Source organism: Kitasatospora sp. NPDC033851, from assembly GCF_055576085.1.
Map to the genome: position 1 here is coordinate 314,261 of NZ_JBVIRL010000002.1, position 12,960 is coordinate 327,220.

Annotated in this window: 10 protein-coding genes; all 10 read right to left on the reverse strand. The window is 61.0% G+C overall.

Features of this window, described 5'->3' with window-relative positions:
• Window positions 1-54: 54 nt before the first annotated feature.
• Window positions 55-2,793: a hypothetical protein gene (locus ACZ51D_RS04610; protein WP_465661196.1), complete on the reverse strand. Its 2,739-nt coding sequence runs from the start codon at window positions 2,791-2,793 to the stop codon at window positions 55-57.
• A gap of 169 nt (window positions 2,794-2,962) precedes the next feature.
• Window positions 2,963-5,860: a phage tail tape measure protein gene (locus tag ACZ51D_RS04615; RefSeq protein ID WP_465661198.1), complete on the reverse strand. Its 2,898-nt coding sequence runs from the start codon at window positions 5,858-5,860 to the stop codon at window positions 2,963-2,965.
• A gap of 44 nt (window positions 5,861-5,904) precedes the next feature.
• On the reverse strand, window positions 5,905-6,384 hold the full coding sequence (locus ACZ51D_RS04620; RefSeq protein ID WP_465661200.1) for a hypothetical protein: 480 nt from the start codon (window positions 6,382-6,384) through the stop codon (window positions 5,905-5,907).
• A 198-nt stretch (window positions 6,385-6,582) separates the two neighbouring features.
• Window positions 6,583-6,969 carry a hypothetical protein gene (locus ACZ51D_RS04625; protein WP_465661202.1) on the reverse strand — a complete coding sequence of 129 codons (387 nt, stop codon included), beginning with the start codon at window positions 6,967-6,969 and terminating at the stop codon, window positions 6,583-6,585.
• 53 nt (window positions 6,970-7,022) lie between these two features.
• The gene (locus tag ACZ51D_RS04630; protein WP_465661203.1) at window positions 7,023-7,991 is read right to left on the reverse strand and encodes a phage tail tube protein; all 969 of its coding nucleotides are present in this window, start codon (window positions 7,989-7,991) and stop codon (window positions 7,023-7,025) included.
• A gap of 211 nt (window positions 7,992-8,202) precedes the next feature.
• Window positions 8,203-8,670: a hypothetical protein gene (locus ACZ51D_RS04635; RefSeq protein WP_465661205.1), complete on the reverse strand. Its 468-nt coding sequence runs from the start codon at window positions 8,668-8,670 to the stop codon at window positions 8,203-8,205.
• Complete coding sequence (locus ACZ51D_RS04640; RefSeq protein ID WP_465661207.1) at window positions 8,670-9,560, reverse strand: hypothetical protein; 891 nt, start codon at window positions 9,558-9,560, stop codon at window positions 8,670-8,672. The genes ACZ51D_RS04635 and ACZ51D_RS04640 overlap by 1 nt, the downstream gene beginning before the upstream one ends.
• A 66-nt stretch (window positions 9,561-9,626) precedes the next feature.
• Complete coding sequence (locus ACZ51D_RS04645) at window positions 9,627-10,970, reverse strand: phage major capsid protein (protein WP_465661209.1); 1,344 nt, start codon at window positions 10,968-10,970, stop codon at window positions 9,627-9,629.
• Window positions 10,971-11,111: 141 nt separating this feature from the next.
• Window positions 11,112-11,807: an HK97 family phage prohead protease gene (locus tag ACZ51D_RS04650; RefSeq protein WP_465661210.1), complete on the reverse strand. Its 696-nt coding sequence runs from the start codon at window positions 11,805-11,807 to the stop codon at window positions 11,112-11,114.
• Complete coding sequence (locus tag ACZ51D_RS04655; RefSeq protein ID WP_465661212.1) at window positions 11,804-12,952, reverse strand: phage portal protein; 1,149 nt, start codon at window positions 12,950-12,952, stop codon at window positions 11,804-11,806. Before ACZ51D_RS04655 ends, ACZ51D_RS04650 begins: the two co-directional genes overlap by 4 nt.
• Window positions 12,953-12,960 lie beyond the last annotated feature (8 nt).

A 12,960-nucleotide genomic window follows, 5' to 3' on the forward strand; every position in this document is an offset into this window, starting at 1 on the left:
TGCGCCTCGCGAGTCGTCAGGGAACCACCCCCGAAATTTCGGGGGTGGTCACCTCTAGTAGGAGAATGCAGCGCTGTCGAACTTGGCGCTTGCGTCGTAGGCGGTCGGGTCGGTCACGCCGGACGGGAGCGGCTCACAGACAACGGCGTTGGCCGCGTGCGTCTTGGTGAGATTGGCGGTCAGCGTGACGGTTGCGGTCGACCAGCCGGAGGAAGATGCGCCAACCGCTTGGACAGTGACCGTTTCGGCGTTCGCTGATCCTGGCTCCAACACAAGCTGTTGGCCAACACCGAGCTGTGCGGCGAGCGGATTCGTGTTGTCCGCGCCCGCCTTGAGCGTGAGCGTGCTGGTTCCGCTGTTGGCCTGAACATTCAGGGTCGTGTGGAAGGAAGCAATCAGGCCGTAGGGCGTCGCGTCCACCGGGCTGCATTGCAGCGTTACAACCGCTTCGTTCTGGTCGTCCAAATCCCACTGGATATGCTCAACGAACGCGTCAATCTGGATAGCCGGGGCGCCAAACGGTCGCCGCATGATGCGAATGCGCGTGTTGAGTTCCAGCGAGAGGCAGACCGGCCAGAGTCCAGGATTTGCCGACGGGTGTAGCTTGAGCGTCGTCACCCGAGTGAGCGGATTCTTGTAGCGGCTCAGCAGGTAGTTTGCGGCGTCCTGGCACTCAAGTCCGTTGGTGCTGTTGATCGTTCGGGACATGCTGCGGGGGAAATAGTTGCTCTGCGACGTGGCGTCAGTCGCCGTAAACACCTGCGATGTGGGGCCCTGTGTAACCCGCACCAGGTTTGCAAGGTGGGTTGAATCGTAATCCAGCTCAACCTCTTCGTAGGGCCACTCCCCCGCGCTGGCATTCTCGCCGAACGTGTACGCCGGAACCGTATTGTTGTACCGGGTTCCTCGGCCAGCAAAACAGACGGTACCGTTGCGGTCTACATAGTGGACGCCGTTTTCAGTCTCTGCCACGCTGGCCAGAGCGGAAAGGGTGTCCTGTCCTGCGACGACAGCCGGGCCCATGCTTCGGGTCTGTCCGGCCTGAATCGAAGCTTTGCCGGTGTATCCAGCCCACTTGAGGATTCGGGCGTATCGCACGTCGGTGCTGTCGCCAGAGAATGCGTTCTTCCATGCTCCGTAGAGCGCGGAAACATCCGAAGCAAAAAAGAACCCGGTGAACTCGGCGGCAAAGGCAATGTCACCCTGGTAGTTGTACGTGGTGCCGTTGCCCGTAGTCGGATCTACCCACCCGCCAACACAGTCCGAAATGATTCCGGTCGGGTTGGTGGCTGCGGAAAAGCCTGCCCAGTAGTCAATACTTCCGCCGTCGCAAGCTACGCCGAAACCAACGGTGTACGAGTAAGAGATGATGCCAAGATGCCAGTTCCCGTCACACACGTTGACGTGCGAGTTGTACCCGTAAGCGTACGTTCCGCCGGGGCCCTGCACCTTTGCGTACAGGAGGGAATTGCTGTCAATCCCGATTTCAACTCGCGAGCCAGACGGGTAGTCGTTCGCGCGCTGCCCGTCCATGGCCGTCCAGAGAACAGCGGTCGCGTTGGAAGCGGGGACGGGGCCGGTGTACCGAAAGGCAATTACCCGTGTCCAGTTGCCCGGGTCCTTAGGGCCGCGCACACCACCCGTGGCTAGGTTGATAAAGCTTGCCGCGCCAGTCAGGTTGGTTCCGGGATTGCTGTTGGAGATCGTGACAACGGTGTTGCTGCTAAGGAATGCCCCGCCTGCCGACACGGAAGTAATCGCATTTCCGGCCGTCAGCGAGCCAGCACCGAAGCTTGAATTGCCGACCTGCGCGGGCCCATGCTGGCCGGTCGAATCGGCAAAGGTAGTCGTTCCCTGGGGGTCGTTGAGCGGGTAGATAAAGTTCGCGCTGCGGGTCGAGAGTTCCTGAGTGAGCGGGTCGCTGAGCGTGCGCTGAGACAGTAGGGCAAAGGTGTCCACTGCCGTAGGTGTGACGACACCATAAGTGCCATCCTTTTCCCACTTTGAAGGCCAACGTTCGACGTACCCGGCGTAAAGCGGGTAGGTGATCCCCGGCACCGTGAATGTGGTGGGCGCCGATGCCTTTTCAAGCTGCCAGCCATCTACTTGAACCGTGCACGCGGCAGACGGGACAGCGGCCAGCACGATTCCGTAAACTATGCCGTACGGGTTGGCCGGAGCGGTTGCCGTGACGAATTGCCGAGTCCATGGCGCCGTGGTCGAGCCGGTCAGGGTGGAGGTGCCGCCGGTCACCCATGTGGCATTCGCTGGATTTAGGGTCGAGTCGTACCACGCGATAAACGGCATCACCTGAATTGACGTTGACGCAGTAACGTTCCGGACCTGCATTTGCATGGTGTACTGGCAACCAGGGCTTACAGCAGTCTGCATGCTGTAAAGAGGGCGCGCGTTGCCAAGCGGAATGTTGGGGGCGTTCGCCGCCACGTTAACCTGAATTACGTTCGACCCCTGGAATGCGCTTGCGCTGGGGACAAACATGTGATTGCTGTCAAGGTTTGAGAAAATGTTCAGGTCTTGACCAATGGACGAAATCCCGGTGTTCAGCGGGACTCCGCCAAGATCGCCCCCGGTCGCCTGAACCTGCGTCAAAACGTTCTGAGTTGGCGGGTACTGCGCGCGCACCCGGAAGGGCTGATAGGGGCGAATGTGGCCGGACCATGGCCCGACGGTGTTTATGGGGTCTAGCGCCCCATCGGTGTTGATCAGGGTTGCGCTTGCCGTGCCCGCCTGAACCTGGTCTAGTTCATACTGCCGACCGCGCGAAGCGGACACCGTTCCGGTTGCTCGGCCGGTCACCTCTACGAACCTGTCTTGCGGCATAAGGCCACCACCCGCAGACCAGCCGGGGCCCCAAGCATGCTCAAACGTAGGCCAGTTGGGGTTTAGAGCCATAGTGTCTCCCATGGGGACCACCCCCGAAATTTCGGGGGTGGTCACCCTGTTAGCGCCGGAAGGGCGTGTAGGTGGTCGAGTTGCGCGCGCCGTTCTGCGCCATGACTCGCTGAATCGTGCTGGCTAGGTCCCGATCGGCAGTGACCGAGCCGGTGACCGTGACGTTTACGACTGTGACCGGCCCGCCCGTGCTGCTCATTGCCGCGCCGGTAGAGCCGCCAGCGAAGGCGGGCTCAGCCCCCCCGACGCTTGCGAACTGACCGAGCGTTCCGCTCGCCATTTTGGCCACGGCCCGCGTTGCAACGTGCGCATGCGCGTCGACACCGTCAGCAACGCCGTGCGGAATCCATTGACCAACTTCCGCCGCAAAAACTCGACTGGGAGAGTTAATGCCTAGAAAATCCTTGGCCGCATTCAGCGCGTCATTCGCCAGATTCTTTAGCGACTTGAAGAGGTAGGAACCGGCCTTTGAAACGCCACTGATAATTCCGTTCACAATGCCTGTGCCGATACCCTCAAACCACGACCCGACATTCTCAATTTGATGCCAGGCGGCAACGAGGCCGTTCCATAGTGCTGTTCCGATGCTTGAAGCGAAATTGGCAACATAGTTCCAGGCATCTTGGATCGGCTGGACAATGTATTGCTTGACCAGCCCCCACCCTTCGGCGGCCACTTGCCCAATCCAGCGCCAGACCCCGGCAAGCCAGCTACTCGCCGACTCCCAAAGATGCTGTAGGTACGCCCACGCTTCCTCGGCCGGGTGAATGACATAGTCCGCCACAAGCTTCCAAGCCGCATCGGCCTCATTGCCGATCCACGACCAGGAGGCGGAAGCGTCGCCAGAAATCTCCTTCCAGATTGATGCCAGCCATTGAACGGCACCATTCCAAAGGCTGACAAGCCAGTCCCAGGCTTCCTCTGTTGGCGCGATTATGTAGCTAGCGATCAAAGCCCAAGCAAACAAGGCTGTGTCAGATATCGCATTCCAGGCACCCACAAAGAATGCGGAAATGGCGCCCCAAACTGCCCGCGCCGTACTTTCAATGGCCTTGTGGCAGTGGTTCCATGTGGCAATCAGTATGGCCACTACCGGAAGGAAAATGATGAGTAGCAGCGGCCACCATTTAGCAAAGAAGGCGGAGATTCCGCCCCAAATGGTTGAGGTTACGGACGCCACCCACCGCCAGGCCGCAACGATCGGATCAGCAACCGCGTGCCAGGCTGCGGAAAAGAACCGCTCAATTGCCCGCCAAGCGCCAAGCACCGGCGAGACAATGTCGTTGTTCCAGATCGAAGACGACTCGCGCCCAACCCACCGCCAGGCACCCGTAACGCTGTCAGCGGCAGCATGCCAAGAAGAAGAAAAGAAGCGTTCGACGGCGTGCCATGCGCCTAGAACCGGCTGCACAATGTCGTTGTTCCAGACGCTAGACGTTTCGTCGGCTACCCAGTGCCAGGCACTTACAACCCGACCCCCAACGTCGTTGGCGATATCTGTGACCCATTTCCAAGCCTCACGCCAGTGCATCACTAGCAGCACTACAGCCGCGATTAGCGCCATGATCCCGACCACGATCCACACCATGGGGTTGGCCAGCAGTGCGGCTGTGAAGTTCCACACTGCCACGGTGGCGGCGGCAATGCCGATTACCAGGATTCCGCCGATAGCGGCACCAAGCGCCATGGCAACGGTCTTGTGCTTCGTTAGCCATGTGACACCCTGAGCGAAAATGCCGATCATCTTTGTCGCGACCGGCAGGAGCTTTTGCCCAATCTCGATGCCTACGGCTTCAAGACTTCCCTTGGCTTCGGCCAACTTCTGGTTGAAAGTCGCCTGAACTTCCTTCCAACCCTCAACCTGGTTGCCGCCGTCCTTGACGTGCTCGGCAATGCCCTTGACGTTGTCTTGGAAGGTCTGCACATGCGGGCCGGTTAGCTGCAAAGCGCCCATCATGCTTTTGGTGCCACCCACCATGGTGGCCAGCGCGCCAATGTAGCTTTGCTCACTCGGCTTGAGGTTCGCTAGCGCCTTTTCGTATTCATTCGTGTTCGCGGATGCCTTGCGCAGAGTCTCGATTACGACCGTTCCGGCCGGACCCATTTTGTTCTGAATGGCGTCAGTTAGCTCTGTCAGGGTCGACGCAAGACCGTTCTTACCCAGGTTCATTGCAACCTGCGTGGCGTCGAGACCAAGCCCGCGCATCTCCGAAGCGGCCTTTGCTGAAGGATTAGACAGCTGCCCAATGGTCTGCCGTAGGTAGGTGGCTGCAACGTCCGCGCTGGTGCCCTGAGCGGTCATGGTGGCCATTGCGCCCAAAACCTCATTTAGGCCCACGTGGGCGGCGCTGGCAACCGGAAGAATTGATGCCATGGAACCTGCAAGGGCTTCCATGTTCGTCTTTCCGGCCGCTTCTGTGGCAACTAGCGCGTTCATTACACCGGTTGCGTCGCTCGCTTTCAGCGAGTAGGCGTTCAGCGCGGTGGTAACGGCGTCCGTAACGGGGGCTAGATCGGCCGCACCAACCTTGGCGCCCTGAGCGGCCACCTTGAGCACGTTTAGCGCGTCTGCGCCGTGATATCCGGCGCTCTCGACGGTGTAGAGCCCGCTGGTTAGCTGTTCGGTGGACTGCCCCACCTGCCCAGCCATGGCTAGCACGCCGTCGCCGACCATCCGCATATTTCCGGCGGCCTCACCGGCACCGGTCTGCACGCGGGTCATTTGCGTTTGAAAATCCGCCGCCATGTGTACGGTCTTTACCGCAGCAGCGGCGGCGGCAACGCCAATACCCAATAGGGCAGCCTGGCTAACAGCGCCAAGTCTGGCCACGTTGCCGCCACCCACGGACTCGACTTCGGCAAGCTGAGTCTTGACGCCCGCAACGGTCTGCTTGAGGCTCGAATAGTTGCCGATGAACTCGATAAACACGGGAGGCAGATTTCCCAACGCGCTACCCCCCTCTGCCTACCACCCCCGAAATTTCGGGGGTGCTACTTGTTGATTGCCTTGCCCCAAGCGACTTCCCATACGGCGGGCAACTTCGGCGTGGCCTTGTCGACGCCGGGCTTGAAGTACGGCGCGATCTTTTCCACCTTGGCCTTGTACAGATTCGTTGGTGTGCCGACACCGCCGGACCACACAACACCGCTGTAGCCGTCTACCAGCTTGCGCGGCCTTTTGCTCTGCTTAATCGACTTGTACAGTTCGCCGGTCAGCTTGCCGGGGCCGCCCGAACGGGGGCTATTGCGCGGCAGTTCCGGCAGCGTGACGCCCGGTCCGGTGCGCGCTGACTTTCCCCGGTGATTCCAGCGGGGGCGCCCGCGCATCTGACCCTTGACTGATGTCTTGGTCATAGTCTGCACGCGCTTCACGGCGGCAATGGTCGCTCTATCGACCCGCTTTTGCATGGCAGTCAGTTCGGTGCGCGCAAGCTCCGTGCTATGCGCAACTCCGCCTAGGAAGTCAGCCATTCTGCGCCGCCTCTTCCTTGTTCTTCCGCGCCAATGCGACCGCATCATCTACGGCCAGTAGCCAATCCAGCTCGATGGCCGATTGGTCGTCAAGATCGGACGGGCGACAGTGCAACAGGGTGCAGAGTCGCCACGTCCGGTATTCCTCAACGGGCAGCCGTTCGGCTGGATGATCAAATGTCCCCTCTAGTCGCTGGCTTAGGCGACGGAGGGCACGGTAGGGGAATTCGGGTCGGTGGTCGGCTCAAAGTTGGGCATCAGTTCCTTGAGGAACGGCGCGCAAGCCTCTCGCAGCGCGTCAAGGTCTCGTCCGGGAAGATCCTGCGCGGCATCCGAAGTGACCGGGAAGGGATACGACCAGCCGCGAACCACAGCGCCAATGAGATGATCGTTCAGATCCTCTAGGAGGTCGAACGCCTCACCCATGCCGCCCGCAATGGCTAGCTGCTGATCCGGGGTCAGCTCGCCACCGGCAACGTTCTGCGCTGCCTCAGCTTCCTTGACAGCCGCCACGAATGCGGGCATAGCCGCTAGCTGCGCCTGAATTCGCTTGATCGGTCGCCGCTGTCGCTCGGTCACGTCCACGACGTCTCGCAGATCAGCGGTAGCGCCCGAGGGTAGGGTTAGGTGCTGGCTCATTACTTGTAAGTCCCCGCAATCATCGCGTTCTGAAGGGTCGCCTTGATCGGGGAATACCCGGCCGAAGCGCCAATGTCGGTCGTGTTGGCAATCGCCGTGAAAGAGATGGGCAGTTCGACAAAATCCTTGCCGCGCGAGATGTCGGCATTCTGGTAGGCAACCTGCGACATGTGTAGCTTTACCTGTTGAAGTCCTGCGCCGGTTCCGGTCTGGAAATTCACGTCAAGGGAAGGCTGAGTGTTGTTCAGGTAGTTGGTCAGCTGCGTCTCGTCTTCCATGACTAGCGTGAGCTTGCCGGAAACGGTGACCGGGCCCGACCACAGCGCGTGCGGCGCCTGCGTGCCGTCCACGGTGTCAACGACAGACACCGGGCGCTTAATGGTGATATTGCCGTCAAGCACATTCATCATTGCGGTGCCACCGATGGTCACGGCACCAATCCAGCTTGCCAGGGGCTGAACGCTGGTGTAGGACGGAGTAGGGGCGGACGCCGTAACCGACGGAAGCGCAACAGTCTTGGCGGTGTAGGTCAGCAGCCCTTCCGCCGAAAACTTGATATCCACGTCACTGAACTTCGCACCCGGGTACTGTCGGGCATTGACGCTGTAGTTGTCGGTAATCGTGTAGCTCGGGGGCTGCCCATCACCAGTGTTCAGCAGCGCAACAGCGTGCGTGTACGGGGCGCTTGCGCCAGTGGTAGTCAGGTCGCCGAGAATGCCGGTCAGCAGGAAGCCGAACGTATCCGGGAAGACGTCGCCGCCGAAATCAAAGGTCGAGTGCTTGACCGTCTGAATCTCGCCGTAAGTGTCGGTCATAGAGCCGCGCAGTCCCTTGTCCTGCGACATCTTGACGACGTCCTTAGGCGTGGGAGGACTGATCGGCAGGAAGGCAGTAGCCGCCACGGGAGTACCAAAAACAGCCTCCTTGGCGATGCCCATTACGGTCTGAGCTGTAGGCCGAATACCCATGTATTACCCCTCTAGCGGTAGTGGTTCGGGAACGGTGGGGGTTGCGTTGGGCGCCTCTTCCCAACGGCCATCTGCGGGCACTTCGGCTAGCTCAATGACCAGACCCGGCAGCGCATGAATGCCAAGCGTCGGGTAGTATCGATCAGCCTTGCCCATATAGGCACAAAGGGGCACGGGGATTCTCCAAACCACCCCCGAAATTTCGGGGGTGCTAGATGCGCTGGAAACACTCGATTTCGACAAGCCCTGTCGCGCGTCTGCCTAGGTGGTTGGCGTCTTCCTCGACGTCAATAGCGACGGAGTGCGGGCGGGCTTCAATCACCCGGCCACCTAGTGACGGGTCGGTGCGAACGGCGGCAATTACGGCATCGCAGAGGGTGCTACAGCGCACGTACGCCCCTTGGGCCCCGTCACCGCCTCGGTACACGTCGACGGTGATTTCCACGGTGTACCGCTCATCTAGCCAGCCTGCGCCACCACCACCAACCAGCGCCATAACGCCAAGCTGACTGGTGGTCTTGCCGATTGAGACAATGTCGTCCGGCTGACCGGGGCCCGGCTCATCGAAGCACACCAGCAGACTTGACGTGGTGCTGTTCGGGTCGGGCGTCAGCTGGGCCGTTAGCGTGTCGTAGAACCATTGCCGCACAACCGGCGCGGAAGACGTAGGAATGGTCATTAGGCAATCCCGGGCGGACGTCGATAGGGCGCCCATAGCTCAACCACGCGGGTGGGCAGCGCAAAGCCGAGGGGGACGCCGGTGGAATCCACGTCCAGTCCCGCACCGCCAAACTTGGGGCGCCCGCCTTGCTGCGTCTGCTGCCAAAGATGCCGGACAAGCTCAAGTACGCCTAGGCGCACGGTGTAGGGAACAACTCCCGAACGGCCCGCCGTGTAGACGACTTTGATGTTTTGAGTACCGAACGCGAACGTGGCAGCCTCACCGCCAAACGCCCGCCGCGTGAGAGTGCCGGTGGAGTAGTCGACGGTGAACGCAAAAGCATCTGTCTGTGCGCCTAGCGGCTCTTCGGTCAGCGCGTACCCGGAAAGCCCGTAGTACTCCGTGCAGCTCAGCACCTTGGCAAGCGGAAGCCAATCGGGGGAAATGGTGGGCACTCCCCCGTTGAAGTACTGCGTATGAGTCTCGGGGATGAACGGTCCGCAATGGTCGCGCGCAAGATCAGCGGCAGCGAGAACGAAGCCCTGTAGCTCGTCATCCTGCCGGGAGTCGTTCAGCGAAAGGTTGAGATGCTTCTTAACTGATATCAGGTCGACTAGCTGTTCTACGCCGGTCGGGCGGACCGTGAATTGGTCTTCGTAAGCCCACGCCACGCCCGTGCCGGTAGCCGTCCATCGGTACAGCCAGATACCCGTCACAGCCACGGACGGGACGACCGCCGAGAGAGCACCCGAAGGGCCCGTAGCGGCCGTGGGATGGGTCACCACGCCGTTGGGGTCGGTGACCGTGAGAACGACCGTCAGAGACCCCGTAGCGGGATTTCCCGTGTCGTCTAGGGCGGTCGCGGTTATACCGACATCCTGACCCTGGTAATACATGATCTGTGCCACGCCAACCCCCTAAGGCTGAGCCGGGCCAGGCCGGGCCCCTAAATCGAGGCCCGGCCCAACTACGGATTAGAACGTGGGGGCAACCAGACCGGTACCGGTAATGGTCGAGATGGACGCCGGGTAGCGTCCCGCCTGGAACGACATGTAGTTGTACAGGCGAATGAACACGGACATCTGGTTGGCGTACGTCTGGGCAAATGCCTCGGCCTTGACGTTGCCCTCCCACAGCATGAGATCCGCCAGACGCGCGACAATGATGGTGTCCTGGTTGGTGCCGACGCCGCCGTTGGTCGGAATGGTCGCATCGACGTAAACCGGAAGCCCCATGATGTGGCCCACAAAACCCTGTGAAGCCTGCTCGCCCATGTTGCCAACTGCGTTCATGGGGTTGGCAGCCGCCGGAACAACTAGCGGTCGGTTCTGGCTGTCAAGCTGAGCCACGCACCACGCCCACCGCGACGGGTGCATAACGATGGTGTCCGGCGGAAGGTATCGCTTGGTGTGGATCTGCTGAATCGCACCCGCTAGCTTGCTGTACAGCAGCGCGAGAGTCGGCGAACCGGAAGTGAACGTAACCGCGTTGGTACCAGCCAGCGTCAGCACGCCAGTCGGCTGACCCGCTGCACCGGAACCCGACAGAACAAGGGTGTTGAGCTGCACAGCGTACGCGGCGGCCAGGTCACCTAGGACAATGTCGTCAACGTTTAGCGGAGACTGCTCAATAAGCTGTAGCGAAACCGTCTGGCCACCGGCAATGGTGGTGATGCCGCTAGAAATGCTGTTGGTCGTTAGGTCAGTCTGCTGGACAGCGGTGTTCTGCGTCCCCTGCACACCAACGGCCGTACCGGTATTGATCTTCGGAACGTTCAGCGAGTCGGTACCGGGCGGAAGCGGGAACGACGGGGTGAGGTTTGCGGTAATGCGGCCCGGTCGAGCAAGGCGGACGAAATTCTCTTCCAGCCACTTCGGAGGAACAAACTCACCACCAGCCCCATTTACGGTGCTGATCGCTCGGAACTCAGGGTCGGCAGCGCGGCCCCGGTCATTGCGGGCAAGACGGTCAATGGCCGCATGGTCGCCCTTGTTCCGGGCTAGGTGAAGGTCGCGGAAGTAGGATCGGCCATTAAGACCGGATCGGTAAATCTCCGGCTCGCTGGAAACCTTTACGCCGGTCGGCGCATAGCGCTTCTGCATCTCGGCGGCAGCCGCATCGGCCCGAATCTGCTCGTCAAGCTCAGCAACCCGCGCGTCAATGGCGCGAATCTCAGCCTCGGCAGCGTCGAATGCGCCGGACTCAGTGTCGGTCAGCGAGCGGGACTCAGCCTTAGCGCCGTCAATAAGCTTGGTCAGCTCGGCGTTCTTCTCGGCCCGCTTGGCGATTAGATCAGAAATCATGTCACGCTTGGACACGCATACTCCTAGGTATCTGGAATGGTCACAGATGCCCACCACGTCAGGTGGTGGCCTAGGTGGTGCCCCGTGTTGCTAAGGGTCCGGCGTAGGCTCCGGCGTGATGCCGGGCGGGCAGCACCGCCTAAATTTGGGCGGTGGTCACACGTTGAGCGCTCGAAGTCGAGCACTGTACAGCGATAGGTCCGCAGCACGGGCCGCGTGGTCTTCAGCGGGCTGCTCAAGGCTGGCAATCAGCTCACGAAGACGGTCCGGCGGGATACCCCGAAGCTGGTCAAGGTCGAGCCCGCGAAGGCTCGTCAGACCGCCCGTAGCGGGATTAGCGCCGTAGTTCACAACCGAAACGTCACCCTTGCTCAGGTTGACTTCGGTAATGTCGCGCTGCGTGTAGTCCGGGGACCACTCCTGACGGACCACACGGAAACCAAAACTCATCTCGTCAAGGTCGCCGCGTTCCATGGCGCTACGGAGCGTCTGAACGGCCGGAGAGCGCGGGTCTAGGTCCGCCTCAACGTGGAGCCCTACGGAGTCCTCAGCGAGCCGCATAGTGCCGCTCTTGGTCCGCGCAAGGGTGATGCCGTCGTGGTTCACCTTGAACGGCACATCGGCACCCTCGGCGAGCGTCTTCGTGAACGCCCCGCGCCGGACTACCTCGGTGTAGTCACCTAGGAAGTCGTACATCTCGTACGGCGACTCAGTGACGGACGCGTAACCGCGAAACGTCAGCGTCTCACCGCCGGTACCGTCGGGGGTCGAGCGTAGGTCAACGTCCCTGAAAGCGGTCTGTCGATTCTCGACAACTCCCCGACGCTGCGCCCTACTTGCTAGATCTGTCACAGCACCGCCCCCAGAGCGTCAGCCTTGGGCGCGCTTGGAGACGCGCCGGTATCCTTCATTTGTTTCACATTCGAGTTGAGCGGCGCAGAAATGTCGTCGCCGCCGTCAACGGGCCCGTAGTTCTCAAGCGCGCGAATCTCATTGGTCGTGAGAATGGCAGCGGAGCGGGCAGCGCCGTACACGGCATACCGACCAGCGGCGTCCGTCCTTAGCAGCGCATCACAGTTGAATCTGGCCGTATGCGGCTTGGGCAGCATGGCGGACCACGCATCCTCAATCCGGCCAAGCCACGGGCTTAGCGTGTAGGCGAGAAATGCAAGTCCCTGCTGCTCAATTCCGGTTCCCCAGCTCGTGGTTTTATCCACTTGGCCGAGCATGTGCGGCGGAATTCCAAAGAGCGTGGCTATGTCGAGATTCTGCGCCGCCCTAGTGCCGAGAAATTGGGCATCATCAGGCGTGACGGAAATGGGCTTCCACTCGGCCCCGCCGCTCAAAATTCCGACCGTGTGCGCGTTTTGCAGCCCAGCGTGAGACGCAGTAAAGGTTTCCTTGAGCTGCCTTGCGCGTTCCTTGTCCAGGTCACCAGGGACGTGAACAATGCCGGTCATGTGGGCGCCGGAACCGAAGAACTTGGCGCCGAATTCCTCAGCAGCAAGGCCAAGGCCGATCGCCTGCCGGGCGTGAGAAATCACGCTAATGCCGGTCGGACTCTCCGGAAAGCACATGCCTAGCAGGTGGATAATGTCGTCCGAATCCACGGGCTTGCGGTCAATCTTGTAGACCCGCTCCCCTGCGTCGTTGAACTCACAGTCAACGCGGTCAGGATGAAGCACCCGTAGGCGGAACGGCCGCCCTACCGAATCCCGAGCAACCACCAGCAGGTACGCATTGCCCCGCAGCAGCAGCGACACCATTACCTGCGACAGCCCGGAACGGCGCGTCGGGTAGCTCGTGTTATTCGCGCCGCCGAACGGGTCCGCAATGATGGCGGGCGGAGGCTCAATCACCTGACGCACCACGCCGTTTGCCCGCACCGCATCAAACGGCAGGCCGGACACGGCGTCAGAGAGGATGCGCACGCACGCAGCAACGGCAATGAGCTGCATTGCCGTGTCATCCGTAACCGGCACGCCGGAAGCGGTCACAGCGGCAA

Bases quoted from the DNA above. Each gene is read 5' to 3' on its own strand.
- ACZ51D_RS04635 (WP_465661205.1), bottom strand. From the start codon at position 8,670: ATGACCATTCCTACGTCTTCCGCGCCGGTTGTGCGGCAATGGTTCTAC.
- ACZ51D_RS04620 (WP_465661200.1), bottom strand. From the start codon at position 6,384: ATGGCTGACTTCCTAGGCGGAGTTGCGCATAGCACGGAGCTTGCGCGC.
- ACZ51D_RS04630 (WP_465661203.1), bottom strand. From the start codon at position 7,991: ATGGGTATTCGGCCTACAGCTCAGACCGTAATGGGCATCGCCAAGGAG.